The 25,936-nt window shown below is 57.6% G+C and carries 27 protein-coding genes, 1 tRNA gene, 1 rRNA gene and 1 riboswitch; of the genes, 22 read left to right on the forward strand and 7 right to left on the reverse strand.

What is annotated here, in order from left to right:
* Positions 1-142: 142 nt before the first annotated feature.
* The 10 genes from rrf to ACEE09_RS02955 all read left to right on the forward strand — a co-directional run bounded on the left by rrf (position 143) and on the right by ACEE09_RS02955 (position 7,273).
* Positions 143-259: ribosomal RNA gene (gene rrf / locus ACEE09_RS02910) — 5S ribosomal RNA — on the forward strand.
* Between the two features lie 246 nt (positions 260-505).
* Positions 506-1,384 carry a DsbA family protein gene (locus tag ACEE09_RS02915; RefSeq protein WP_449081920.1) on the forward strand — a complete coding sequence of 293 codons (879 nt, stop codon included), beginning with the start codon at positions 506-508 and terminating at the stop codon, positions 1,382-1,384.
* A gap of 252 nt (positions 1,385-1,636) precedes the next feature.
* Positions 1,637-1,710: transfer RNA gene (locus ACEE09_RS02920), tRNA-Thr, on the forward strand.
* 134 nt (positions 1,711-1,844) lie between these two features.
* Positions 1,845-2,660, forward strand: a complete 816-nt coding sequence (locus ACEE09_RS02925) for an SGNH/GDSL hydrolase family protein (RefSeq protein ID WP_449081922.1) — start codon at positions 1,845-1,847, stop codon at positions 2,658-2,660.
* A 543-nt stretch (positions 2,661-3,203) separates the two neighbouring features.
* Complete coding sequence (gene rpmB, locus ACEE09_RS02930; RefSeq protein ID WP_083090534.1) at positions 3,204-3,440, forward strand: 50S ribosomal protein L28; 237 nt, start codon at positions 3,204-3,206, stop codon at positions 3,438-3,440.
* A 2-nt stretch (positions 3,441-3,442) separates the two neighbouring features.
* Positions 3,443-3,613 (forward strand): 50S ribosomal protein L33, encoded by a 171-nt coding sequence (gene rpmG, locus ACEE09_RS02935; protein ID WP_185173514.1) that lies wholly within the window; start codon positions 3,443-3,445, stop codon positions 3,611-3,613.
* 3 nt (positions 3,614-3,616) lie between these two features.
* Positions 3,617-3,922: a 30S ribosomal protein S14 gene (gene rpsN / locus ACEE09_RS02940; protein WP_237187198.1), complete on the forward strand. Its 306-nt coding sequence runs from the start codon at positions 3,617-3,619 to the stop codon at positions 3,920-3,922.
* Positions 3,923-4,001: 79 nt separating this feature from the next.
* Positions 4,002-4,289, forward strand: a complete 288-nt coding sequence (locus ACEE09_RS02945; RefSeq protein ID WP_237197087.1) for an HU family DNA-binding protein — start codon at positions 4,002-4,004, stop codon at positions 4,287-4,289.
* A gap of 170 nt (positions 4,290-4,459) precedes the next feature.
* On the forward strand, positions 4,460-5,068 hold the full coding sequence (locus ACEE09_RS02950; protein ID WP_449081926.1) for a copper resistance CopC family protein: 609 nt from the start codon (positions 4,460-4,462) through the stop codon (positions 5,066-5,068).
* A gap of 48 nt (positions 5,069-5,116) precedes the next feature.
* On the forward strand, positions 5,117-7,273 hold the full coding sequence (locus tag ACEE09_RS02955; protein WP_449081928.1) for a cytochrome c oxidase assembly protein: 2,157 nt from the start codon (positions 5,117-5,119) through the stop codon (positions 7,271-7,273).
* A gap of 101 nt (positions 7,274-7,374) precedes the next feature.
* On the opposite strand, the gene ACEE09_RS02960 is transcribed toward ACEE09_RS02955, so the two are convergent.
* Together ACEE09_RS02960 and ACEE09_RS02965 are read right to left on the reverse strand one after the other, a co-directional pair.
* The gene (locus ACEE09_RS02960; RefSeq protein WP_449081929.1) at positions 7,375-7,587 is read right to left on the reverse strand and encodes a hypothetical protein; all 213 of its coding nucleotides are present in this window, start codon (positions 7,585-7,587) and stop codon (positions 7,375-7,377) included.
* 221 nt (positions 7,588-7,808) lie between these two features.
* Entirely contained in the window at positions 7,809-8,792 is a 984-nt protein-coding gene (locus tag ACEE09_RS02965) for a hypothetical protein (protein WP_449081931.1), read from the reverse strand.
* A gap of 67 nt (positions 8,793-8,859) precedes the next feature.
* On the opposite strand from ACEE09_RS02965, the gene ACEE09_RS02970 reads away from it, so the two are divergent.
* Positions 8,860-9,555 (forward strand): hypothetical protein, encoded by a 696-nt coding sequence (locus ACEE09_RS02970; RefSeq protein ID WP_449081933.1) that lies wholly within the window; start codon positions 8,860-8,862, stop codon positions 9,553-9,555.
* A gap of 177 nt (positions 9,556-9,732) precedes the next feature.
* On the opposite strand, the gene ACEE09_RS02975 is transcribed toward ACEE09_RS02970, so the two are convergent.
* Entirely contained in the window at positions 9,733-10,827 is a 1,095-nt protein-coding gene (locus ACEE09_RS02975; protein WP_449081935.1) for a MauE/DoxX family redox-associated membrane protein, read from the reverse strand.
* Positions 10,828-10,989: 162 nt separating this feature from the next.
* Between ACEE09_RS02975 and dcd the strand changes: the two genes are divergently transcribed.
* Both dcd and ACEE09_RS02985 read left to right on the forward strand, forming a co-directional pair.
* Positions 10,990-11,586 (forward strand): dCTP deaminase, encoded by a 597-nt coding sequence (dcd, locus tag ACEE09_RS02980; protein ID WP_449081937.1) that lies wholly within the window; start codon positions 10,990-10,992, stop codon positions 11,584-11,586.
* 9 nt (positions 11,587-11,595) lie between these two features.
* Positions 11,596-12,813, forward strand: coding sequence for a hypothetical protein (locus tag ACEE09_RS02985; protein WP_449081939.1), 1,218 nt, complete (start codon positions 11,596-11,598; stop codon positions 12,811-12,813).
* Positions 12,814-12,888: 75 nt separating this feature from the next.
* On the opposite strand, the gene ACEE09_RS02990 is transcribed toward ACEE09_RS02985, so the two are convergent.
* Together ACEE09_RS02990 and ACEE09_RS02995 are read right to left on the reverse strand one after the other, a co-directional pair.
* Positions 12,889-14,217: an MFS transporter gene (locus tag ACEE09_RS02990; protein ID WP_449081941.1), complete on the reverse strand. Its 1,329-nt coding sequence runs from the start codon at positions 14,215-14,217 to the stop codon at positions 12,889-12,891.
* A gap of 123 nt (positions 14,218-14,340) precedes the next feature.
* Positions 14,341-14,610: a DUF4235 domain-containing protein gene (locus tag ACEE09_RS02995; RefSeq protein ID WP_449081943.1), complete on the reverse strand. Its 270-nt coding sequence runs from the start codon at positions 14,608-14,610 to the stop codon at positions 14,341-14,343.
* Between the two features lie 179 nt (positions 14,611-14,789).
* A riboswitch (TPP riboswitch) is annotated at positions 14,790-14,894 on the forward strand.
* Positions 14,895-14,950: 56 nt separating this feature from the next.
* Here ACEE09_RS02995 and ACEE09_RS03000 point away from each other — a divergent pair.
* From ACEE09_RS03000 to ACEE09_RS03015, 4 genes are all read left to right on the forward strand, one after another.
* Positions 14,951-15,568 (forward strand): ECF transporter S component, encoded by a 618-nt coding sequence (locus ACEE09_RS03000; RefSeq protein WP_449081945.1) that lies wholly within the window; start codon positions 14,951-14,953, stop codon positions 15,566-15,568.
* A 16-nt stretch (positions 15,569-15,584) separates the two neighbouring features.
* Positions 15,585-17,186, forward strand: coding sequence for an ABC transporter ATP-binding protein (locus ACEE09_RS03005; RefSeq protein WP_449081946.1), 1,602 nt, complete (start codon positions 15,585-15,587; stop codon positions 17,184-17,186).
* The gene (locus tag ACEE09_RS03010) at positions 17,176-17,976 is read left to right on the forward strand and encodes an energy-coupling factor transporter transmembrane component T family protein (protein ID WP_449081948.1); all 801 of its coding nucleotides are present in this window, start codon (positions 17,176-17,178) and stop codon (positions 17,974-17,976) included. Before ACEE09_RS03005 ends, ACEE09_RS03010 begins: the two co-directional genes overlap by 11 nt.
* Positions 17,977-18,218: 242 nt before the next feature.
* Complete coding sequence (locus ACEE09_RS03015) at positions 18,219-19,130, forward strand: aminotransferase class IV (RefSeq protein ID WP_449081950.1); 912 nt, start codon at positions 18,219-18,221, stop codon at positions 19,128-19,130.
* Between the two features lie 23 nt (positions 19,131-19,153).
* Here the strand turns inward: ACEE09_RS03015 and ACEE09_RS03020 are convergent, their stop codons facing one another.
* Positions 19,154-19,768 carry a hypothetical protein gene (locus ACEE09_RS03020; RefSeq protein ID WP_449081952.1) on the reverse strand — a complete coding sequence of 205 codons (615 nt, stop codon included), beginning with the start codon at positions 19,766-19,768 and terminating at the stop codon, positions 19,154-19,156.
* Positions 19,769-19,821: 53 nt separating this feature from the next.
* On the reverse strand, positions 19,822-20,295 hold the full coding sequence (locus ACEE09_RS03025; RefSeq protein ID WP_449081954.1) for a low molecular weight protein-tyrosine-phosphatase: 474 nt from the start codon (positions 20,293-20,295) through the stop codon (positions 19,822-19,824).
* Positions 20,296-20,695: 400 nt separating this feature from the next.
* Here ACEE09_RS03025 and ACEE09_RS03030 point away from each other — a divergent pair, with 400 nt between their 5' ends.
* From ACEE09_RS03030 to ACEE09_RS03050, 5 genes are all read left to right on the forward strand, one after another.
* Entirely contained in the window at positions 20,696-21,400 is a 705-nt protein-coding gene (locus ACEE09_RS03030; protein WP_449081956.1) for a hypothetical protein, read from the forward strand.
* Between the two features lie 310 nt (positions 21,401-21,710).
* Positions 21,711-23,558: a molecular chaperone DnaK gene (gene dnaK, locus ACEE09_RS03035; protein ID WP_449081958.1), complete on the forward strand. Its 1,848-nt coding sequence runs from the start codon at positions 21,711-21,713 to the stop codon at positions 23,556-23,558.
* 2 nt (positions 23,559-23,560) lie between these two features.
* Positions 23,561-24,166: a nucleotide exchange factor GrpE gene (locus ACEE09_RS03040; protein WP_449081960.1), complete on the forward strand. Its 606-nt coding sequence runs from the start codon at positions 23,561-23,563 to the stop codon at positions 24,164-24,166.
* Positions 24,167-24,273: 107 nt separating this feature from the next.
* The gene (locus tag ACEE09_RS03045; protein WP_449081961.1) at positions 24,274-25,275 is read left to right on the forward strand and encodes a DnaJ C-terminal domain-containing protein; all 1,002 of its coding nucleotides are present in this window, start codon (positions 24,274-24,276) and stop codon (positions 25,273-25,275) included.
* 2 nt (positions 25,276-25,277) lie between these two features.
* Positions 25,278-25,703, forward strand: coding sequence for a heat shock protein transcriptional repressor HspR (locus tag ACEE09_RS03050; protein WP_449081963.1), 426 nt, complete (start codon positions 25,278-25,280; stop codon positions 25,701-25,703).
* Positions 25,704-25,936: the final 233 nt, after the last annotated feature.

The following is a 25,936-nucleotide window of genomic DNA, read 5'->3' on the forward strand; positions in this document are numbered from 1 at the left end:
TGACTGGTACTAATAGTCCGAAGGCTTACATTTTTTTCTGGGTATGTTTGTTGTTTGCGTCCACTGTATGGTTTTGAGGCAATAACCCTTGGGGGTTTTGTTGGGCGCTGCCCCTGTGGTGGGTGGTGTTGCATCGTAGGTTTACGGTGGTTATAGCAAGAGGGAAACACCCGGTTCCATCCCGAACCCGGAAGTTAAGGCTCTTTGCGCCGATGGTACTGCACTGGTGACGGTGTGGGAGAGTAGGTCACCGCCGGTTTTTATAGTGGGATACAAGGAAGTCCTGGACGTTTGTCCAGGACTTTTTTGTTTTAATCAACCAGTTACAAAGCAGCTATTTCCCACGTCCTTTCATAGATTCCTCGCACCTTATCCACCACCGCTCCCATACACTCATTGTTTCCTGTGAGACTAGCTGGAGCGTCCGGAGAAGACCAGATATCCCCACCGAATCGCGGTAGGCTTGAACCTATCAAGAACGCACGTATGAAAGTGAGGCACATCTGTGTCTAAGGTAAAGCCCACCACTGACGCCCGCGAGCGTGCCCGCCACGTGGCGGCACAGCAGGCCAAGAAAACCTCAAAATCCTCCACTCGCTGGATTCAGTTCACCGTCCTCGGTGTGGTTGCCCTCATCGTCGCAATCATCGCAATTGTTGTGGTCAACGGTAACCGCAACCAAATCGCAGATGTAGGCCCGGTGCCTTCCTCCGCTAACCAGTACGGCGGCATCGTCATCACCGCAGATGGCATCCAACAGAACACCAGCACCGAAGCCATCCGCGACAGCAACACCCTGGGCACCACAGAAGCCACCTACACCCTAGAAGATGGCTCTGAAGCAAAAATGCCGCTAGGAGTAGCCCTCCCTGAAGAAGCAAACAAGAACGGTGAACCCGTACGCCTGACCATCTTCCAGGACTACGAATGCGTCCACTGCGCCGACTTCGAAGCCCAGAACGCAGACATTATCGCCGAACTGGTAGCCAGCGGCGACCTCACTGTGGAAATCCGAAACCTGACCTTCCTCGACGCCCACAGCCCCACCTTCTACTCCGCCCGGGCCAACAACGTTGCCTACTCCGTAGCTAACCAAGTATCAGCCGAAGACTTCCTGAACTTCCAGAAAGAAATCTTCACCCACCAGGGCACCGGTGGCCTCTCTAACGAAGAACTCGTTGCTATCGCTGAGAAATACGGGGCAGATGTGAAGGACGACGTCACTAACAACACCTGGCGTCCTTTCATCCAGACCGTCACCCTCGAATCAGCCACTAACGGTATTAGCGGCACCCCCACCGTCTTCGCTGACGGTGAGCTCTTCAACTCCAACGACTTCAACGCCTGGATCAACCAGAAAATTGAGGCCAAGAAGAAGAGCTAAAACTTACATTGGTAAGAGGCCCCCGCAGGGCTTGCTGCCCGTATAAGAAGCTAAGCCGATAAATACAGTCATGGGGCAGCTACAGGCCTTTTCCTACGCTCAGTGGCTAGGGAAAGGGCGTAGCTGCCTCTTTCTGTGCCTAGACTGTAAAACCCACTACCAGCGGGATTCCAGACTCCGCCGGTGCGGCCGTCCGCCCCGTCACCGGGAATATGCGCAAGCCCGAAATATCAGGTACACTGGAAAAGTCTTGCCTCCTTAGCTCAGCTGGCCAGAGCACCTGTCTTGTAAACAGGGGGTCACCGGTTCGAATCCGGTAGGGGGCTCTCTTTATGCCCAAAATAGGGTGAACCGGTGACCCTTCGGAGCCGGTTTTGTTTTCTCGCGCGCTCGGAATCCGGCCAGACCCAGAGGTAAAGTGGCCTAGTACCCACCTCATAGAGATAAGGCCCAAGCCCGCATGCTCTCAACTCTCGGACGAGATGAACCTATCCGCTACATCGCCCTAGGCGACTCCTTCACCGAAGGCGTAGGCGATCACGCCCCTGAACGCCCCAACGGGGTGCGCGGCTGGGCCGACAGAGTCGCTGAACAGCTCATGCTGGCAGATCCCAAGGCCCAATACGCCAACCTAGCAATCCGCGGGCGACTGCTAGTACCCATCATCGAAGAACAGCTAGAACCTGCCCTAGAGCTTAAACCCAACCTAGTATCCCTCGTCGGTGGAGGCAACGATTCCCTGCGCCCCGGCTTTGACGTGGACTCCCTGATGGTACGCTACGATGCGGCCTTTAAAGCCCTGCTCGAGGAGGGAGTTAAGGTCTTTACCATGACCGGTTTTGACCCCGGGCCCAAGGGCTTTTTCAGCGGTAACCGCGCCCGTGTGGCTCTCTTCAATGAGCTTTTACGTGAAGTTGCAGATAACCGTGGCGTCACCGTCGTAGACTACTGGCGCATGCACGAGCTGCTGGATACGCGCTACTGGGCCCCGGACCGCCTCCACATGAACGCGGCCGGTCATACCCTCACCGCCCGCCGAGTACTAGAAACTCTCAATGCAGAAAACATCGGTATCGGCGATCCCACCATCCCCGAGCCACTGCATAAAACCCGCCTCCAAGAGGCCCTGGATGGCGCTAAATGGGCCCGAGAATTTGTGGTCCCCTGGATCGGTCGCCGCCTACGTGGCACCAGCTCAGGGGACAGTATCAGCCCCAAATACCCCACTTGGACCCGCTTTGACCTGCTACCCGAAGAAGCACCTGCCACCCTTTAACAGGTGAGCTCTAGGATTAAAAGACTTAAGCTGTTAACATCACACTTAAGATTACACGCTTGTAATTTACCTCTGCGGCAGGGGAGGACGTTGGTGCCTGGCACCTTCTGCCAAGGCGGGAAAGCGCGGTTTAAAGCCTGAGATGACTTGCGAAAAGTTAAATCCCCGGTAGAATTGATGGAAGGTTCAAACGCACCAATGAATCATGAGAAGCAGCTTGCGCACACCGGAGCAGGTAGCACCAGCACCGGCTGGCGCAAGCTTTTTGTTGGGCTCATAGGTTGCGTGGTATCCCGTAATTACCTAGACTTTAAGGCTGTTCGTAGTGGTGGCAACACCTCTCGTGCACCTAAGCTTCACCGTTTTTCCCGCGGCAGGGATTCTCATCGGCCTCTCACCCGATGGCGGATCTCAAACACTCTAGCCTTGGAGAATAACCCGGTGCTCTACCTATAGGTGACGGGACGCCCATTGCTGATCGTCAGGAAACTGTCGAACGCCAACTGCGTACCGTCATTTCGTCAACATTTGGAGGAGAAAACTATGGCAGCTGTCTGCCAGGTGACCGGAGCTGTTCCCGGCTTTGGACACAGCATTTCGCACTCGCACCGTCGCAACAAGCGTCGTTTCGATCCTAACGTACAGAAGAAGAAGTACTACGTACCCTCACTTCGTCGCAACGTAACCCTGAACGTCTCTGCAAAGGGCATCAAGGTTATCGACGCACGTGGTATCGACGCAGTAGTTGCTGACATCCTTGCACGCGGAGAGAAGATCTAAACATGGCATCAAAGGCTAAGGACGTACGTCCTATCATCAAACTTAAGTCCACTGCGGGCACCGGCTTCACTTACGTAACCCGTAAGAACCGCCGTAACAACCCCGATCGTATGGTTCTCAAGAAGTACGATCCCGTTGTCCGCAAGCACGTTGACTTCCGAGAGGAGCGCTAAACAATGGCGAAGAAGTCCAAGATTGCTCGCAACGAGCAGCGCAAGGTCATCGTTGCACGCTACGCTGAAAAGCGCCTGGAACTGAAGAAGACCCTGGTTGACGAAAACGCAACCCCCGAGGAGCGCGAAGCAGCCCGCGTAGGCCTGCAGAAGCTGCCCCGCAACGCTTCACCCGTCCGCGTTCGCAACCGCGACCAGATTGACGGCCGCCCCCGCGGTACCTTCCAGAAGTTCGGCATCTCCCGTGTACGCTTCCGCGAGATGGCACACCGTGGCGAGCTGCCCGGTGTTACCAAGTCAAGCTGGTAATCTGTAGCTGATATGGTTAGCCTTGTGAAAAGGGCTAACCCAGCCACTCACTTTTTGAAAGTCTCAGGAGGAGCATTCAATGGCTAAGAACCGTAGCGAACTCGTTGCAGAGGTTGCAGAGAAGGCTGGCACCAGCCAGGCAGCAGTGAACGGTGTGCTTGACGCACTGTTCCAGGTCTTCGAAGCATCTGTTGCACAGGGCGAGAAGATCACCATCCCCGGCTGGATGGCAATTGAGCGCACTGACCGTGCAGCTCGTACCGGTCGCAACCCGCAGACCGGTGAAACCATTCAGATTCCCGCAGGTCACGGTGTTAAGCTGACCGCAGGTTCAAAGCTGAAGGCAGCAGTCTCCACCAAGAAGTAAATTTCTTGAACAGACTTTAGAAAGGGCCACCCCACGTACGGGGTGGCCCTTTTGCTATACCTACGGGAATAACCCACCACTGCCGTGAGATAATAGGCAGGCAAGACACACCCACCTGCTAGCCGGTGGGCACCTGCCGCGCCCACTTTCAACAGGCAAGGACAACTCCTATGTTTAAGGCACCTACAGCCTCTACCCGCACCTTCATCGCAGCCCTAGCCCTCGCTACCTGCAACCTACTGGCCATGCACCCAGCCTCCGCCCACGATGAGCTAGTATCCACCAACCCCACTGACGGGGCGACCCTCACCGAAGCGCCCGCCAGCATAGAACTGACCTACAGCGGCGACATTATGGACGTGGACGGAGCCAACCAGGTGCGCGTCACCAACACCGCCGGTGAAAGCGTCACAGACGGCAGCCCCCAAGTAGAAGGCACCGGAGTCACCCAAAACCTAGCACCCACCAATGATGACACTTACACCGTCACCTGGAGAGCCGTCTCATCCGACGGCCACCCCATCCAGGGAACCTTCACCTACACCGTAGAGCAGGGCAACAATACAGCCAGCTCTGCTACACCGGTCACAAGCCCAGGGGATGCTGAACCCTCAGCAGAACACACCGGCAGTACCAACACCACCACAACCGCTCCTGACCCCATGAGCCAGGTAGGGGAGGGGCTACCCACCTCTCTCAAAGCCATGCTGGCCCTCCTGGCAGTAGCAGCCTTAGGTTCAGCGCTAGTAATCGTACTGGCTAAAACCAAACGCCAGTAAAACAGCTAACTCCCACCCCGCCTTAAAGACCCTCAAGAAGAATCAGGTATGAACATGGCAGCACACGAGATGGTGCGGGGCCTCAAAAGCCACTGGATATGGGCCTTCCCCCTCGCCTCCCTCCTAGCCCTGGTAATGACCCTACCCATCACCGGCTCAACCTCCGCCACAGACCTAGCGGACGCCGGTGCCCTAGTACGCTGGGGCCTGCCAGTAGCCGAGAGCCTCCGCAACTTCTCAATGGCCGCAACCATGGGCTCTATCATCTTTGCCCTAGGCCTGGTGCCCCGCTTCCTTGACTCAGCTAAAGGCCAGACCAAGATCAACATGGCCCATGCCACCGATGCAGCCCAACGGCAAAAGAACCTGCACCGCACTGAACACCCAGCTTTTAGAAGAACCCTGACACTGGCGTCCGCATCTTCCATCACCTGGACTATCGCCGCCATTACCGTACTCATTTTCAACTACGCCAGCATCACAGGCCGCTCCCCCTCCAGTGGAACCGAGTACACCTCAGAACTCATCAGCTACATCACCACCATCGACTCCGGCAAACAAGAAGCCACCAGCATCATTGTGGCCGCGACCGTAGCAACCCTCGTCTGCGCGGTACGGTCACTGACCGGTCTACTGCTAACCCTGGGCCTATCCATGATCAGCATTGTGGCCATGGCCCTAGGAGGGCACTCCTCAGGCGGTAGAGACCACATGGGGGCAGTCAACTCCCTGGGCCTACACCTCGTAGGGGTAGTGCTCTGGTGCGGCGGGCTGATGGTACTAGCTTTCATCTCCCGCGACATCACCGGGGACCAAGCAGGCACCGGCACCCTCACTGAGAAGCAGAGAGGGGCGGTGCCAACGTCCGCCCGGCGTGTGCCCCTGGCCCTTGCGGTGCTGAGCCGCTACTCCGCCCTAGCCCTGCTAGGGTTCCTACTACTAGCTGTCTCTGGCGCCATCAACGCCCTGGTGCGCCTCAACACCCTGAGCGAACTCTTCACAACCACCTACGGGGCGCTAGTAGTCGCCAAAGTCATGCTCACCCTGGTACTAGGGGCAATCGGCGTCATTCACCGCCTACGGCTACTGCCCATGATGCGCTCAGGCCTCACCAGCGCTACCCGAGGCATCTGGTCCGCTATCGCCTGCGAACTGATCATTATGGGCGCCGCCAACGGCCTGGCTGTCTCCCTCTCCCGCACCCGGCCCCCCGCCCCCCAGACCCTGGACGCTCACGCCGAGCCCGTCCGCATCATCACCCTCTACGACATGCCCCCAGAACCGCACCTCACCCAGTGGTTCACCCAGTGGCGCTTTGACTGGTTCTGGGTAGCCTTCATCAGCTTCGCAGCCTTCGCCTACATCTGGGCCCTGCACAAAGTACGGCACAGCGGCGGGCACTGGCCCATGGCCCGCACCATCTCCTGGTTCCTGGGCCTTCTGGTGCTGCTCTACATCACCTGCGGCGCCCTGGCCGTCTACTCCAAGGTGCTCTTCTCCGTGCACATGGTAGAGCACATGCTCCTGACCATGGTCTGCCCCATCTTCCTAGTACTCGGGGCCCCCGTTACCCTATTCTTGCGTGCCTTGGAACCTCGCGCCGATGGCACCCGCGGGCCGCGCGAATGGATCCTACGCCTGGTACATTCAGGCTGGTCTAAAGTAGTCACCAACCCCATCTTCGCAGCCGTTCACTTTGCCGGGGCAATCGTCATCGTCTACTTCACCCCCCTCTTTGGGGTCATGCTGCGCTACCATGTAGGCCACGAGTTCATGCTGATTCACTTCCTGCTGACCGGCTACATCTTCAGCCTGGTGCTCATCGGCATAGACCCCCTGCCCCACCGCCCCACCTACCCCATGCGCCTGATCATGATCATTGCGACCCTGGGGTATCACGCCTTTGTGGGGATCTCCATCATGCAAATGGACACCTTGCTTCAAGCCTCCTGGTTCGGTAATTTAGGACGCCCCTGGGGCCTATCTGCCATTGAGGACCAGAAACTAGGGGGCTCACTCATGTGGGCTATCGGCGAGATACCCACCATGATTATTGCCGTCGCTGTTGCGGTGCAATGGTCCATGAACGATAAGAAAATACAAAAACGAATCGACCGCCAAGCCGACCGTGACGGTGATGCCGAACTGAAGGCCTACAATGACATGTTCGCGCAACTAGCAGAAAAGGACGCCCGCCGCCGCTAAAGGCCCCTAGGGTAGACTGAAGCCTACACACGATAGACCAAAGCCCGGGCAGAATATTCTGCCCGGGCTTTAGTCATATCCTTTTCCCTCAAAGAACCTACCTACGCGGAGGCCTGGCCCCAAGGCTGAGTAGGGTGGGCGGTCGTCCCAACCGGCTCAGCAAAACGAGTGCCGCCGGACTTTGCCTGGCCACGGACTGAAGGAACAGTAGGGATAGGGTCACTGAGTGGGCTGACCTGCTCCAGGCGGGCAGAAATTTGAGAGATCTTGTCAAACAAGGTCGATGACGAGGGAGCTGCAGCGTGCTGGGTCATGAGAAGCCTCCAAACATCGTTAAAGATGAAATACAAAGGGCGGTAAAGAGCCAATAAAACTCTGCACCAGGCTCAAAAGCCTCTTTAATGTAACCACCCTCAGACCGGATTTCTCTCCCGTTTAGCTGGGAGAAACCTCGTAAAAAAACCGTTTGGGGGACACCGCCGACGAACCTCACCTGGTACGTGATCTGCGCGCAGTGAACTAGGCGAAAGCTCACCTAACTATCCGGGGTAAAAGTAAGAGCCTCACCGTCAGCCGTGAGGGAACCAGCAAGCGTGAACATGACGGTCTCAGTGACCTGCTGGGTCTTACCGGTATAAAGATCAAGCTCAGTAAAAGAAATCTCTGCCTCACCGCTGCTCTTACCCAGCGCCCACTTACCCCCAGCCAAAGTAACCTGGGCCTGAGGGTACTCGGTCACCAGCCAGGTAACATCGCCATCGACCCGGCCCGAAAAATCGTATTCAAAAGGGCAACCGGCAGGGTAGAGCGAATTCTTTGTAGCACAGGTATCAAGATAGGTTTTTACCTGCTGCTGCACCGACGTTGCCGCAGTTTCTGAGGGGGTTAGCTCTACAGCCAGGGGCAAGGGCTCACCGGCCGGTGCTGTCACCGCCACCGTCTGCGAACTGGCGGTGTAGAGAGCCGACTCATAAGTGACCGTGTAGGAGCCAGGGTAGAAAACCGCAAATTCCCGTGCACCACCCTCAACCGAAACCTTGGTGTTGTTGAGAGTAGCTGCCTCCACCGAATTGGAGGTAACTTCTACGGTTGGCAGCTCACTGGCATCAATCTGCCAGCGGTCAAAAACACCCCAGTGAGAACCCACCTTATGAAGATGAAAATCCGTGCTACCTTCCTGCCCCTCTAACGTATAGGTAACGGTCACAGTAGCCCGCTCCCCACCATCGGTTACCGTAACCGCCTCAGCGGAGAGATGTTTCATCCCAGTCAAAGACGCCTGCAGGGCATCCCCATCGAGCATAGCGACGCTAGCCTCTGGCACCTGAGCCCCCAAAATACCCAGGGCTTTAGAGCCATCCCCCTCTCGCACAGCAGCGAAATAGGCGCGCACCTGCCCCTCAGGGCCGTACACCAGACGGTTGATAAGAGCTAAGGACGCCAAAGCAATGAGGATGGCAGCGAGTACGCCCACCAGCCACCAGGCTAAGACACGGTCTACTGAAGTTCTAAAATGCACCACCCTTTAAATGTAGCTCACACACGCTTACACCCCGTTTGTGTCAGACTGCCGATAGAGTAGAGCCATGGCAGAACACGCTCACCAGGTACCCGACAAATACGGGGCCGTCACAAAGATTTTTCACCCCCGCATCAACTCTTACCACCGCCGCCTCATCGCGGGCCTACCTGCGGGCGTCCTGGCTTTAGCCTGTATCTGGTTCATGCTGGCCAAGCGCCCCACCCCAGTCTTTATGGTGCTCCTAGGGCTTATTACCTTAGGCGCGCTCTTCGCGATCTACTCCACCTTGCGCCCACAGATTGTGGTGAAAACCCAGACCCATGTGCTGAGCGGGCGACTCTTTGGCTGGCAGGCCGCAGAACTTGACCACATCTCACAAACTGTTTTCGCTGAACGCCTGACCCCCCGCCAGGCTGCTACCAAGGAACTAACTGGCATAGCAGCCCTACGCTATAAAGGGGTCCCTGCCCTGTGGGCTGTCAACGCTAAGAACAAGCGTATTTTCCGCCTCGATGGGCGCATCTGGGATGCTAAGACCTTGCGCTCTATTGCCACCTCTATCGCCCCGCAGACCACCGTCTACCAGGCCATCAACGTGACTCAGATGAACAAGCAACACCCCGGCCTGGTGACCTTCAACGAACTCCACCCCGGCTGGAAATCCACCACCGTAGGGGTTATCTCCCTGCTCTTCCTACTAGCCCTACTTGTTGCTGCGGTAGTACCGGAAGAGACCCTACAACAGTTCAACATTCTCTAGCACGGCGCTCGCTCATAAAAAATCTCGCTCATAAAAACTATGGCCCGGTGCCTTCCCCCCCCATGAACCAGGGAAAGCACCGGGCCTGAGTGCACCTAGAAAGGACCGGACTCAGCACCACTAGACTCAGCACCACTAGACTCAGCACCACTAGACCCAGCACCACTGGGCCCAGAACTACTGGCGCTCGATAACGATAGTTTCGTACTCCCCATCATCTACCGCCTCGGCATCAGCCTCTACATGGTTGTAATAGTCGGCGTTGACTTCAGTAATGATGTCTTCAATAAAACTAATGACCTTATTACCGCCAAAGACGGGGCCGCCTGCTAGAAGACCGTCCGCCCCAAGAGCAAGAGAGCCGGGGGTGCCGCTGCCGAAGAGGGCTTGAGTTTTAAAACCTGGATCAACAAAACACTGCACATCGGTGGTAAAAGTGAAATGCTGGATATTGCTGTCAGTTGATACCACAGGGTGAACACCTAGCATAGGTAGCTGCTGCTGCCACTCATCAATCTTCGCGATGACCTCGTGGCAGTGGCCGCAACCGGGAGAAACCCAGATGAGGACGCGTGCCTGCTGCGCAGCAAGCTCACGAAGCGTCGTGGCCTGACCGGTGCCAGGCTCCTGGGAAGGGTTTGTTACAGGGTAATGGAGAGCAGCATAGGGGATAGGGGTACGCACATATTCACCCTGCTCATCCACAGGAAATTCGAGGGCAGAGGGGGCACCCTCTGTGCCACTTACAGGAACAAGCTCAGAACGATAAATGGCCCAAAGAGTCAGCGAGGCCAGACCTGCACCAATGACCCACAGCCAGCCATGAGCATCAAGAGCCAAAAGCATGGTGAAAGCTGACCCGCCGGTGTTTAAAGCCCCGATGAGCGCGCCACAAGCAGCCAGCAAAAGGGCAGTATTGCGCACCAGAGTGTACACCGAGATAGGAGCAGTAGATGCTGAACCGAAGCAGTTACAGCTAGCGGTATTACCCTGAACAACGGCCCGTGCAATGAACACCCAGTAGCCGATAAAAAGCAGTACAGCAGCTACGGCAGCGAGCACCTGGATAAGACCGGGGGCAAAGAAAAGGACGGCTGCTAGCGCCAGCTCTGCCCAGGGCAGGGTACGTGCAACCAGCTTGACCGGTAACCATTGATCTAACTTGAGGTTGACGATAGCGGTGACGGTGCTGGCAGGCTCTTTAGCCTTGGCGTAACCGCTCACCGCCAGCGTCACGATAATGGTGAGCGTACAAAGCACGAGGGGAGTCATAGTCTGCTTTCATGCGAGTGACATAAGATGATGTGCTCTTAAGATTACTCTTTTGCACCACCCTGGTAGGGGTGTACTACGCCACTAGTTCCTTTCCCTATTTCTTGAATATCTGCGGTAGGGCAGCAGCAAGGGGCCGGTAGAGTACGGTATTTTTGAAGTGTGCTATTTTCTGATCAGGATATCCGCAAAGAAATTGATGCTGGGCGCATTGCCCTAGAGCCCTACGACCCGTCAATGATTCAGCCCGCCTCGGTGGACGTCCGCATTGACCGCTTCTTCCGGCTCTTCGATAACCATAAATACCCCTACATTGACCCTTCGCAGGCTCAAGAAGATCTCACCCGCTTGGTTGAGGTTGCACCCGATGAGCCCTTTGTGCTGCACCCGGGTGAATTCGTGCTGGGCGCCACCTACGAGAAGGTGACCCTGCCCGATAACATCGCGGCCCGGCTTGAAGGTAAATCGTCTCTGGGGCGTTTGGGGCTGCTCACCCACTCCACCGCCGGTTTCATCGACCCCGGCTTCTCGGGGCATGTAACCCTGGAACTGTCGAATATGGCGACCTTGCCGATTATGCTGTGGCCCGGCTCTAAGGTAGGTCAGCTCTGCTTCTTCCAGCTCACCAGCACCACCGAACACCCCTACGGTTCAGGAGCCTACGGTAACCGCTACCAGGGCCAGCGTGGCCCTACAGCCTCGCGTAGCTACCTCAACTTCCACAAAACTCTCATCCCTACCGACACCTCAACCAGCTAAAGGAGCCCCATGCGCGGCTTGTTGCTTCACCCTGCAGACGTTCCGGTGCTGGTGGTCTTTGAGGACGCCTCAGACTGGTTGTGGGAAGAAACCTTGCGAGCCTGGGGGTCCCTGGCCCCGCAGGTCATCGATTCTGTGACTGACGCTGACACCGAGGGCCTGCGCCTAGTCGTGCTAACCCAGCGTCCGGGGACTGAAACGGTAGCTGCCTACCCCAAGAGCCTTGAGGTCACCACCATCGATAGCTCTGATGAGAAGCGGGCTGCAGAGCGCCTGACAGTGCAGGTGACTATGCACCTCCTTAAAGCGCACGCTGGTAAAAAGCACCTGCTGCATGCTGCTGCCCTGGGGAATCCTGAGAGCAAACAAGCTGTGGGGCTGGTAGCCGCCTCTGGTACAGGCAAGACAACAGCAGCCAGAAAGCTTGGGGCCTCCCTGACCTATCTCAGTGATGAGACGGCTGTCATCAACATCGATGACTTGAGCATCATGCCCTACCCTAAGCCTCTTTCGGTGATTGAGAATGAGAATGAACCCAAGGTGCAATATGACCCGGCCCAGCAAGGCCTGAAAGTCGCTGAACCGGGCAGTACCTATACCCTCTCGCACCTGGTTATCCTCGACCGGGATAAGACCGGCCAGGCCCCGGTAAGCTGGGAACGCCTACCCCTAGATGAGGCCCTGTTTGCCATTGTTTTACAGTCTTCAGGGGTGCAACAGATGCCGCGGGGGCTAGAGGAACTAGCTCGTCTGCTCAACCGCGTAGGCGGAGCTATCAAACTGACCTATAGCGAAATTTCTGACACAGTTCCTTTCTTTGAAGAACTTCTTGCTGGGCAAGAAAAAGCTGCTCCTTTGGTGCAGGAGTTTCTATATCAGGCAGCGCCGGTTACTGGGTGCGAGGACGAGCGTGAGCAAGAAGCGCTCGCAGACGGTACAGCCTATTTCCGCCGGGCTGAGGGTACTGAAGTTTTAGCTATTGATGAGAAGTTTCTGCTGACAACTAAAGGGATTCTTTCTCGAATCTCTATTACTGCGTTTGATATTTGGACTTTTCTTGAAACCCCTCGCAGCTACGAAGAAGTGTACGAGAAAATGCAGGAACTCTACGGCGTCATTGACCGTGAAAGCTTTAGCGTGGCGGTAGAAGAGATGGTGAAGACTCAGATGATTGTGCCTTATGGAGAATACTCCTCTGCGCCATCAGTGAGTTCGCACCGTGAGTAAGTCAGAAGGTAAAGAAGGGGGCCCAGCTATGAGGCTGGGCCCCCTTCTTTCTCTTCTTAGAGCTATTTTCTTTTCTTAGAGCTGCTTGTGCTCAGGTGCCGATAAAGTAGCCTGCTGCGGGTCCTTAATAGGAATCATCAACAGTAGGCCAGCCAGGAGCACAATGACGATGCCCATGATGCCCCAAACCTGGCTGTCCATCAGGGTGACGAAAGTGCCAAAGAGGGCAGGGGCTAGGAAGCTGGCGGCGCGGCCGGTGGTGGAGTACAGCCCGTAGATTTCGCCCTCTTGGCCTTCTTCTACCAGACGCCCCAGGTAGGAGCGGGCTGCTGACTGGGCAGGGCCCACAAAGGCGCAGAGGGTGAGGCCGCAGACCCAGAACATGGTGGCTGACGGCCACGCCAGTAGGGGGAGAGCCGCTGCCATGAGCGCCACCAGGGAGAAAATGATGACGCGTTTGGGGCCAAAGCGGTCATCGAAGAAGCCACCGAGGACGGCCCCGGCACCGGCGACGATATTGCCGAAGATGGCAAAGATAATGACCCGATGAGTGCTAAAACCAAAGGAACCTGCCGCGAGTATGCCACCGAAGGCGAAAATGCCGTTGAGACCATCACGGAAGACAGCAGAAGAGACCAAAAAGTAGAGAGTGGTGGGGGCCTGGCGGTAGAGTCTGCCGATGGTGGCAAAGAGCTGCCGGTAGGAGGCCAGAACACCTGCACGGGGGACGTCCGCACGCACCGGCTGCGGCAGAGAGCGCACCTTAAGAATCAGGGGCAGAGAGAACACCAGGGCCCAAACCGCTGAGAAGAGGGCAACAGCGCGGATGTTGAGGGAGTCGTCCTCGGTGATGCCCAGCAGGCCGGGGGATATGAAGCCAAGGAGCACCAGCAGCAGGGCCATAATGCCGCCAAAGTAGCCCGCAGCCCAGCCGATGCCACTCATCTTGCCGATGGTCTGCCGGGTGGAGATCGTGGGCAAGATAGCGTTGTAGTTCACTACCGCAAACTCGTTGACCAGGTTGCCCAGGGCAAGAAGAACAACACCCCAGATGAGATAGTCGGGGCTGGGTGCCACGAAGAAGCAGAGGGCCATGATGAGAACCAGAAGCAGACTATTGACAGTCAGCCAGAGGCCACGGCGGCCAGTGATATCAGCCCGCTGGCCTGAGAGCGGGGCGAGGGCTGCGATGCAGAAACCTGCGATGGTTAGGCCGGTAGAGAGAACTGCTGAGGTGTGTTCGGTGCTGCCAAAGCTGGAACTGGTGATGTAGACCGCAAAGACGAAGGTGGTCATGATGGCGTTGAAGCTGGCGTTACCTACGTCCCAGAGGGCCCAGGCTAGGAAGGTGGAGCGAGTCGCGGAGGTGGTGGCTCCGGGGCTGCCGGTTGCTGGTGTGGTCATGGCTATATGGTATCGGCTGAGCTTTCTTGATGGGCTAGTGAAACGGTTAATGAGATGCTAAATGCAGGCTGGCCCCGCTCAGCAGTGAGCGGGGCCAGCCGTAAAAGAGGGCTATCGGTCAGCTTAGACTTCAGCCTGTGAACCAGAATCAGAATCGACCTTAGTCTCAAGCTGACGCTGAGCGCGGGTGATACTGACCTTGATGATAGTGCCCACCAGGCCGGTAATCAGGGACCAGATGATGATGTCGCGCCAGCGCTCATCGTCATCGGGGTTATTGGCCGGTGGCTCATTGCCGGTAATTTTAGTCCAGGTTGCACTCAGGATTTTGTTGGACAAGGCAACACCGCCGAGTGAAGCAGCGGTTCCTACAATCTTGATGAGGGGGTTCATGGAGGTTCCCTTTCGGTAGCTGGTAGGGGGCTCTCAGAGAGCTACTGGCACTAACACTATCAGTACTGTGTAAATGTGGGCAGCTAGTGATACCTGCTGTCACAAAAGTTTGTATCTTTTCTTTGGCGGCATGACCTGCTTATACTACAAAGGCGTTCAGAAAGAACGTCCGCCCACGGCGGAAACGACAGGGGAGCGCCCACACCGGGCGCTGAGAGTGCACACGCAGACCCTCGAACCTGATCCGGTTAGTACCGGCGCTAGGGAGTCGAAAAAGCGGCAGGCTATGAGCCTTGCCTGTGCATGCCCCCTTTGCTGTACCACATCAAAGGAAGGCTTTATGTCTAAGAAATCTGCGCTGACCTGGCGCGTCAACGATATCGTTATAGCTTCTGTGCTGGCAGTTGCCTGCGCTGTTATCTTCTGGGCCTGGAACAACGGCGGCTATAATCTGGCCCAAACAGCCCTAGCCCTTGCCCCCGAATACGCCTCACTGGTGGGCGGCACCTGGCTGATTGCCGGCGTCCTCGGTGGTTATATCATCCGCAAACCCGGCGCCGCCCTCTACACCGAGCTGCTGGCAGCAATAATTTCTATGCTTCTTGGCAGTAGCTACTCTGTAGGAATTATTCTCTCTGGCCTGATCCAGGGACTAGGCACCGAACTCATCTTCTTACTCTTTGCCTATCGAATCTGGAACCTGGGAACCGCCCTCCTAGCCGGTGCCTCTGCCGGTGCCTTCATGGGCATCTCTGAACTCTTTATCTACTTTGCAGGTGTCTTTGAAGGCTCTAAGGCCGTGACCTATGCGGTATGCGGAATTATCTCTGGCACCGTGCTCGCTGGCCTGGTCTCCTGGTTACTCACCCACGCCCTGGCCAGCACTGGGGCGCTTGATTCTCTGGCTGCTGGCCGTGCCCGCCGCCGGGCTAGTAACCCTTCCCGCACACAGATTTAGAGCGGAGAACACAGCCATGCACATGCAGCAGGGGGCCCGCTTTGTGGCCCGCGATTTTGGTTGGCATCACCCTGGGCGGGCCACCCCCGCCTTTTCGGGGCTGAACTTTGAGATTGAGCCGGGGCAGAAAGTACTCCTGGTAGGCCCCTCCGGAGCAGGAAAATCAACCCTGCTGCACGCCATGGCAGGCCTGCTCGTTGATGAGGACGGCCAAACCCAGCTCGGTGAACTCACCGTCAACGGGCAGCCCCCCACCCAGGCGCGGGGGGCCTGTGGCCTCATGCAACAGGACCCCGAAAGCTCAGTGGTGCTAGCGCGAGTAGGTGATGACGTAGCTTTTGGGCCTGAGAACCTAGGAGTGCCCCGTGAAGAAATCTGGGGCCGGGTCACCTGGGCCCTGGACGCTGTCGGGTTAGGCTCTTTACCTCTTGACCGCTCCACCTCAGCCCTCTCAGGCGGGCAGAAGCAACGGCTGGGGCTAGCAGGAATCCTAGCCATGCGCCCCGGCGCCCTGCTACTAGATGAACCTACCGCCAACCTTGACCCTGCCGGCGTGCTAGAAGTACGCGACGCCGTACTAGCTGCCACCGCTGCCTCAGGGGCTACTCTGGTGGTTATCGAACACCGGGTCGGTATTTGGGCTGAACACGTAGACCGCGTGCTAGTTCTCAACGCCCAAGGCGGCATCAGCTATGACGGGCCAGCCCAGCAGGTACTTACCCAGGCCCGTGAACAGCTCATTGCCGGTGGGGTATGGGTGCCCGGGTATGTGCCCCACCCTCCCCGGGCAGCGCAGACGGGGGAGGACGTCCGCCCCGGGCAGGTCGCTGGGGGGCACACCCCGCTGCTTGAGGCCCGCGATCTAGCAATCACCCGAGAGCTACCCACCCGCCGCCAACGTAAGCAGCGCGCCCGCGCGCTCGCCGCCGGGCAGGTGCCCACCCTGGATCTGCCCACCGTGGCAAACGGAATTAACCTGACTCTGCACGCCGGGGAACACCTGGCTCTTCTAGGGTCTAACGGGGCAGGGAAAACCACCCTGGCCCTAACCTTAGCCGGGCTCATCTACCCAGCTGCTGGGCAGGTCTACGCCCACCAGGGGCTCACAGCAAGCCTGCCTGCCCGCTACCGCAGCACCGACCCGGCCAGCTGGCCCGCAGCCGAACTAGCCGACCGTATCGGCCTGGTCTTCCAGGAGCCAGAACAACAGTTCCTTGCCCCCACCGTGCGGGCAGAACTAGAATTTGGACCCCGGCACCTAGCCCGTGTACGCAAAGAAAAAATAGATGAGACCCGCCTGGCAGTCCGCACCGATGAACTTCTGACCCGCCTGCGCCTTACTCACCTAGCAGAGGCTAACCCCTTCACCCTCTCAGGAGGGGAGAAAAGACGACTTTCGGTGGCTACAGCTCTGGCTACTGAACCAAGGGTGCTGGTACTCGATGAACCCACCTTCGGCCAGGACGCCACTACCTGGGCCGAACTTGTCACCCTGATGAGGGAACTACTTGACCGGGGTCTTGCGGTCATCTCCGTAACCCACGATAAGGACTACGTAGCTGCCCTCGGCGGCCAGCACCTCACCCTGCAGAAAGCGGAAACCACCCATGGCGCTTGACCTCTTCGCACTCGGGCCCGCCCACCGTAGCCGTGCCGGAAAACTCAACGCCGGCACCAAACTACTGGCCACCTTCCTCCTATCTATAGGGCTGCTCCTCATCAAAGACTGGGGCACAGCCCTAGCCGTCTTCGCCCTGGAACTGGCCCTGTTCAAAGCCTGGGGCATCCAGCCCCTCGCCCTGCTGGCCCGCTTCTGGCCCCTACTGGTAGGCGCCCTGCTCACAGGCTGGTCCACCTCGCTCATCGCCGAAAAAACAGGAGAAACAGTCCTACAGGTAGGATTCATCTGGATCACCACCGACTCCCTGGCCATGGGTATCTCCCTCATGACCCGAGGCCTGGCCCTCATCCTGCCCAGCCTCCTACTGATTACCACCACCGACCCCACCCACCTGGGCGACTCCCTCGCCCAAACAGCCAAACTTCCCGCCCGTTTCGTACTCGCTGCCCTAGCGGCCCTACGCCTACTGGGTCTCATGTTCAGCGAATGGCACACCCTGGGCCAAGCCAGGCGAGCCCGCGGACTAGGCGCCAGCGACTCCCTGCCCCGCCGCGTCCGCACCCTGGCCGGGCAAACCTTTGCCCTGCTGGTCCAAGCCATCCGCCGCGGAACCCGCCTAGCTACCACCATGGAAGCCCGAGGCTTCGGTGCAGGGCCCCGCACCTGGGCCCGCGTGCCTGTCTACCAGCGCGATGACGCGACCTTCCTGCTGTGCTCCCTAGCAATTCTCATGACCGGGTACCTGCTATCGGCAGCTGCCGGGACCCTGACCTGGGTGTGGCAGTAACAATAGGATGTAACGCGTCCATCCCTTTGAGAAAAGACAGGCCATCGCGTTAGAGTAAAAATATATAGCCGGTCACCAAACCCCACGGTTGGAAGAGCCGGCCTTCATGCTTCTCAGTCTCTAGCCCAAACGACGTGAAGCACGCTCGCACCGCGTATGGTGCTCGCATCAGATGCTCCCGCCGATAACCTGCAAGCCAGGTTGCCGCGGGAGCATCAGAGTTAAGGGCTAATCTTAGAAGTATGACTACAACCGTTGTGATGCTAACCCCAGAAAATCCCGCTGGTGAACTGGTTGACGCCACCACCCCCCTCATCAACATTGAAGATCAGGGGCTCACCCGAGGCGACGGCGTCTTCGAAACTATGCTGGCTGCCAACCGCCGCGTCCGCAAATTTGAGGCTCACCTGGCCCGGCTAGCAAGCTCCGCCCGCCTGCTCGATTTGCCCCTACCTGCCGAAGAAGGCCTACGCGCCGCCGTGCAACTAGCTCTCGATGCAGCAGCCCAAGGCCCCCAGACCGTGCTAGGTGAAGAACACACCGTCAAAATCATCATCTCGCGCGGCACCGTTGAAGCCGGCCCCCACACCTGGGTTACTGTGGCCCCGTCCTCACCCACCATTTTGCGCCAGCGCCAGCAAGGGGTGCGGGCCATGCTCCTACCGCGCGGCCACGACCCAGCAGAAGACTCCGCCTACCCCTGGCTCTTAGCCGGTGCCAAGACTCTCTCCTACGCCATCAACATGTCGGTGCTACGCTATGTGCGCAAACACGGCGCAGATGATGCCATCTGGGTCACCGAGGACCGCCGTATTCTTGAGGGGGCAACCTCATCTGTCATCCTCGCCAAAACTGAAGGCCAGAAGAAGGTGCTCTACACCCCCGAACCCTCCCACGGTATTCTGCCTGGCACTACTCAGGGCGCCATTTTTGCTGGTGCCCGCGCAGCCGGGTGGGAACTGGGCTACGGGCCCCTCTACCCCCAAGACCTACTAGAGGCAGATGCTCTCTGGCTGGCCTCCTCCGTGCGGCTTCTTGCCCCCGTCACCCACCTCAACGGCACACCCCTGGCCACTAGCCCGCAGCTCACCGAAGAGCTGCTGGGCTACCTGGCGCGGGGGGTAGATATAGATAACCGGGAAACTTACCTGTAGCCGCAAACCCCTCCGGGCCAGTGCTAGTGCTCTTGGGCGGGAAGATAGCGGACGTCCGCGCCCGCATAGGCGCTGGCGTAGGCTGTGAGTAGCTCGGCTTCTTGTTCCGCCCACATCTCCCAGTAGGGGAGGTAGATTTCCCCATCTCTAGCTAGGGCCCGCTGCCTGCGGCGGGTAGCATCGAGTTCTACGAAAATGCCTACATCGTGGGCCCCGGTGAGAGCCCCTACCCCCTCAGCGATGAGCACGCCACCTGCTGCCTGCCAGGCGGCGGTAAAAGGGTGGGGGCCGGTGGGCTGGGAGGTGCCCCAATCCCAGCCAAACCAGTGGGGGGTTTGGTCTGTGGTGTTGGCGCGTCCGCTCACTACCGTTTGGGCAAGCTGCTGCCAGGCTAGGGCGGCCTGCGCTAACCCGCCCCACCCCTGGTAGAGGTCCTCCAGGTGAAAGACCTGGGCGGGGATGTTTTGCTCTTTGACCCAGGCAGCCAGCTCAGCCGACAGGGTGGTTTTACCTGACCCGCTGCGCCCATCAAGAGCTACTAGCAGTGGCCTCTCACCGTGTAACCGGTGGCGGGCCTGCACTACCACCTCACCTACGGCGGCTAACTCCCTTAGCTCAAGCACTCTATTCTCCTTCACCTCGCTATACCTTCTGCCCTCAGGCTACCGCACTGCTCATTATTCGGCGCTAGCTAGTTATGGTGGGTTTGGGCGTGCTCAATCACTCCGGGGACAGCGTTCTGAATCATCTGGAAGGTTTCATAGAAATCGCTCATATTACCGTACCAGGGGTCGTAGATACCTAGCTGGTCTAGGGGCTTATCTGTTAGAGCCGGGTCGAACTCGCGCATCAGGCGGACCTTGCTCGCTGCCTCATCGTTGGGCGCTAGGCGCTTGAGCTCCCGGTAGTGGTTGGTGTCCATGGCTAGTAGCAGGTCGTAGCGGTCAAAATCAGCGCGGGTAAACTGCTTGGCTTTGTGCGAGCCAGTATTGATGTTGAGTTCGTCCAGCACTTTTTTGGCGCGCCGGTCAATGGGGTTGCCCTTTTCTTCGTTCGAAATGCCGCTAGAAGCTACCTCTACAGTGAGCCCAGCTTGGGTAGCGGCCTGCTTAATGAGGTACTCGCCCATAGGGGAGCGGCAGATATTTCCGGTGCATACAGTCATAATTCGATACATAGTCACCATGTTCGCATGATGCCTTCGGTCAGAGCTGGGTTTAGGGAGAACCTGAATAAAAAGTGAGAAAAAGTTCGCTCTCAGGCGGAAAACTAGGGGCAATCTATGTATAGTCTTACAGGTACACACACTTGATGGTGCTACTCTCAGGCATTGCTTGCCCGGTTCATACAGCAGTGAACTGAAGATGAGTAGCACCAGACACTCAGTTTCTTGAGTTCTTTCGAGATGACGAAAGCCCCACAGGCCACACACCTGTGGGGCTTTTGCGTACCGCCTATAGAAAAATAAATAAAGCTGCATATACACCCGCGAAAGAGGAGAAGACTGCTCATTTTGGGTAAAGTTATTGCGAATACACTGTACATCTGAAGAATTGAGATTCTCCATGACCGACCAGCCCAATACCCCCAACCCCAACCAGCCCACCACCCCTAATGCTCATCAGCCTGCTGCTAGCCAGCCTGCTCCCATGGGCGGTGCTGCTCAGCCTGTTCCCGGTACTCAGGCACCCGATACTTTTGTAGGTGCCCCTGTAGGGCAGCCTCCCGTGAACCCTCAGAAGAAGAACACGGGCCTGCTTATTGGTGGTTTGATTGCTGTTGCTATCGCGATTATTATTATCGCTCTTCTTTTCCTGACCGGTGTCTTTGGCGGGTCAAGCAAGGTTTCTAGCTACGACAAATTCAAGGGTGGCATGCAGGAAGCTACTGCTGGTTCTGCCGCCTCTAAGTGTCTAGATAGCGCTGATACTGTCATAAAGTCAGAGATGGAGGATATTAAGGAAGAAGAAGCTCCTAACTTGAATGTAAACCCTGAAGACATTGGTATTTTCATGTGCTCCTCGGTTGACTTGAGCAACATGATGAGCATGTTGGAAGCTGATGACTCTACACCTTTAGTCATGGGCATCTACGCCGAGGGTAACCCTACAATTGATGAGGAACTATCTGATTTCTCTGAAGCTGACAGTGAGAATGGTTGGGCTGTTTACGGTGAAAACTGGGCGATTGTTGGTATGAACACCGAAGAAAGTGTCAAGGCTAAGCTTCTTGATGAGTTCAACGGTACAGAATCTGTACCGAGTAAATAAGAAGCTCCTATCTTCTGACTAGAGTCGGTGCCCTGCTGCATGCAGGGTGCCGACTTTTTTGTAGGCACTTTCAGGGTTTTAACAGGTGCGGACGCCCGTGCCTGCCTTGGTCTTGTAAAGGCAGGGTAAGTCTGACGTCAGCTCTGATTAACCTAAACTTTAGCTGCGCAAAAAAGTTGAGTCTTTTTAACTCAACTCTGTTGACTTCTCTCTGAAACGTGGCAAACTAGATATCAAGACAAGCGAGTTGAGCCTGCGCGGCTCAACTTGTTTGAAAGATTTACAGATAACCAACCTCTCAGGAGAAAAAATGTCACGTGCAGTAGGTATTGACCTCGGTACCACCAACTCAGTTGTATCAGTGCTCGAAGGTGGCGAGCCCACCGTTATTGCCAACGCGGAAGGCGCCCGCACCACCCCCTCCGTCGTAGCATTCTCAAAGGACGGCGAAGTTCTAGTAGGCGACGTCGCCAAGCGCCAGGCAGTCACCAACGTTGACCGCACCATCGCTTCCGTCAAGCGTCACATGGGCACCAACTGGACTACCGACATCGACGGCAAGAAGTACACCGCCCAGGAAATCTCAGCCCGTACCCTCATGAAGCTCAAGGGCGATGCTGAAGCCTACCTGAACGACAAAGTCACCGACGCTGTTATCACCGTCCCCGCCTACTTCAACGACGCTGAGCGTCAGGCCACCAAAGAAGCTGGCGAAATCGCTGGCCTGAACGTCCTGCGTATCGTCAACGAACCCACCGCAGCAGCCCTGGCCTACGGCCTGGACAAGGGCAACGAAGACGAACTGATTCTGGTCTTCGACCTCGGTGGCGGTACTTTCGACGTCTCCCTTCTTGAAGTTGGTAAGGACGACGACGGCTTCTCCACCATCCAGGTACGCGCAACCTCCGGTGACAACCGCCTCGGTGGTGACGACTGGGACCAGCGCATCGTTGACTTCCTGCTAGAGCAGGTCAAGTCCAAGACCGGCGCTGACCTCTCCAAGGACAAGATTGCCCTGCAGCGTCTGCGCGAAGCAGCGGAGCAGGCTAAGAAGGAACTGTCTTCAGCAACCTCCACCAACATCTCCCTGCAGTACCTCTCCGTTACCCCCGAGGGCCCCATCCACCTGGATGAGAAGCTGACCCGCGCCAAGTTCCAGGACATGACCGCAGACCTGATTGAGCGCACCAAGAAGCCCTTCAACGACGTCATCGCTGAAGCAGGCGTCAAGGTCTCAGACATCGCCCACATCGTTCTGGTCGGTGGCTCCACCCGTATGCCCGCCGTCACCGAGGTCGTCAAGGAACTCTCTGGTGGCCGCGAACCCAACAAGGGCGTCAACCCCGATGAGGTCGTTGCCATGGGTGCAGCCCTGCAGGCAGGCGTTTTGAAGGGTGAGCGCAAGGACGTTCTGCTCATCGACGTCACCCCCCTCTCCCTCGGTATCGAAACCAAGGGCGGTGTGATGACCAAGCTGATCGAGCGCAACACCGCAATCCCCACCAAGCGATCAGAGACCTTCACCACCGCTGAAGACAACCAGCCCTCAGTATCGATTCAGGTTTTCCAGGGTGAACGCGAATTCACCCGCGACAACAAGAACCTGGGCACCTTCGAACTGACCGGTATCGCCCCGGCCCCCCGCGGCGTGCCCCAGATTGAAGTTACCTTCGACATCGACGCTAACGGCATCGTGCACGTCTCAGCTAAGGACAAGGGCACCGGCACCGAGCAGTCCATGACCATCACCGGTGGTACCTCCCTCTCCAAGGAAGACATCGACCGCATGGTTAAGGACGCCGAAGCTCACGCCGAGCAGGACAAGGCCCGCCGCGAGGCCGCCGAGACCCGCAACCAGGCTGAGAACACCGCCTACTCCATCGAGAAGCTCATCAAGGAAAACGGCGAGAAGCTACCCGAGGACGTCAAGACCGAGGTCCAGGCCGACATTGACGCCCTGAAGGCTGCCCTTGAAGGTGAAGATGATGAGGCCGTCAAGACCGCTTTCGAGAAGCTGCAGGCATCTCAGACCAAGCTGGGCGAGGCTCTCTACGCCCAGGCTCAGGCAGATGCAGCAGCCGGTGAAGGCGCTAAGGCTGAAGATGACGACGTCGTTGACGCTGAAGTAATCGATGAAGAAGACGAGAAGAAGAACTAACCATGGCTGAGAACACCAACGAGCCCGCAGACAACCAGCCCGAGGGCACCGACCCTCTGGAGGACGCCTTCGCCGCCCCGGCTGCTGAAGGCCACCCCGAGCCCGAAGGTGTAGCCGCTGACGCTGCGGTAGACGAAGAATCTGCCGCAGCTAAGGCAGGCGATAGCGCAGAGGCAACCGAAAACGCTGACGCGGCTCTAGCCGCCGAACGCCTTGAGGATTTGCGCCGCCTTCAGGCCGAGTTCACCAACTACAAGAACCGCACCGCCAAGGAAAAAGACCAGCTGCGTGACTTCGTCATCGCCGACCTGGTAGCAGCCCTGCTGCCGGTCATCGATGATATTGACGCCGCCCGCAAGCACGGTGACCTTGAAGAAGGCCCCTTCGCTGCGATTGCCAACAAGCTCGAAGAGACCCTAACCAAGCAGGGCCTAGAGCGATTCGGTGAGATTGGCGAACCCTTCAACCCCCAGGTGCATGAGGCTGTATTGCAGCAGCCCACCAGTGAGGTTGAGCCTGACTCAGTCTCCATGGTTCTACGTAACGGCTATAAGGTGAAGGACCGTGTGGTCCGAACCGCCCAGGTAGCTGTTGCGGTAGCAGAATAAGGACGCGGGCGGGCACCCGGCCTGATAGGTCAGGCTGGGTGCCCGCCCAGTTTTACCCCTCTAAAAGACACTAAAAGACATAGGATCTACCTCGGAAGGAGAGGCACATGGCGAGTGAAAACTGGCTCCATCAAGATTTTTATAAGGTACTAGGCGTAGCCGAGGATTCCTCCGAGGCAGATATTAAGAAGGCCTACCGCAAGCTGGCCCGCAAGTACCACCCCGACCAGAACCCCGGTGATGAGGCTGCTGAGAAGAAGTTCAAGGAAGTCTCAGAAGCCTACGACGTGCTCTCAGACCCCAAGCAGAAGGAAGAGTACGACCAGATCCGCAAGTACGGGGCCGCGGGCTTCAGCGGCGCTGGCGGCGGTTTCCCCGGTGGTTTCCCTGGCGGCGGTAACTTCACCTACTCCACCAGTGGCGGTGCTGGCGGCATTAACATTGAAGATTTGCTCGGCGGCATGTTCGGTGGCGGCGCTGGTTTTGGTGGGGGAGCACGCTCTGCAGGTGGCTTCCCCGGCGCTGGCGGCGGTTTCCCCGGTGGTGGTTTCTCACAGCCAGCGCCCCAGGGGAAAGACGCGACCACTAGTGCCCGTATCACCCTCCAACAGGCCTATGAGGGTGCTGAGGTTTCAGTCTTCCGCCCCGGCGGCTCCCAAACCCAGGTGCGCCTACCGCGCGGCGTTAAGGACGGCCAGAAAATCCGTGCCCGCGGCAAGGGGCACCCCGGTGCCGGTGGGGCAGGGGACCTGATTGTCACCGTCCGCGTAGATACCCACCCCTACTTTGAGCGGGAAGGGGATAACCTGCTGGTGCGCGTGCCGGTCACTCTGGAAGAAGCTGTGAAGGGCGGCGTCATCGAGGCCCCCACCCTTGATGGTGGAAGCGTTAAGCTCCGCCTGGCCGCTGGCTCACCGGCAGGCCGTAAACTGCGCGCTAAGGGCCGCGGCTTTGTAACCAAGAAGGGTAGCGGCGATATGCTGGTCATCCCTGAGGTACAGTTGCCCACCAATCTCACTGCCGAAGCTGAAGCCGCCCTCGATGCCTTCATCGCAGCTGCCCCGCAAACTAACCCCCGTGAAGAGATGCTGAGGAAAGCAGGCGGTTAAACATGACATTGGAAGCCGATCGCCCAGTTTTTGTTATCTCTGTGGCCGCTGAGCTAGCCGGTATGCACCCGCAGACCCTGCGCCAGTACGACCGGCTAGGTCTGGTTCAGCCCCAGCGGGCCCCGGGCCGTGCCCGCCGCTATTCTGAGCGGGATGTGCAGCAGCTTCAGGAGATCCAGGAGCTTTCCCAGTCCGGTGTTTCACTAGAGGGTATTAAGCGCATCATGCAGCTTGAGAACCAGGTGGAGGCCCTGCGGACCCGCATTGTTGAGTTGCAGGCTGATAACGAGAATCTGCGCAATCGCCTTCAGGAGGGTTCTCGCGTTTTTGCTGCCGGTACCTCTGGTGGGGCTATGCATCTAGCTCGTGGCAAGCGTCCGGCTGCACGCTCTACCTCCCAGGCCGTGGTGCTCTACCGGCCGCGTTAAGCCTGCCATCTTAAAATATTGTGGCGGCACCCAAGGTTGGGTGCCGCCACAATCTTTAAGTCTACGCTAGTCAAGACCAGTTCTTCTAATTGTCTGGATAATTTAGCTGTCTAGCGTTAATAGACTGTCATTATCTTCTCTCTAGGCCGAATACTCTTGAAGCCACCTTTATAGCCAGTTAGCTTAGTTCTAGGAGCGGTTAATACTTCCGCTACCCCAACCGACTAAAAAGG

Source organism: Rothia sp. 88186D007BW (assembly GCF_053544215.1).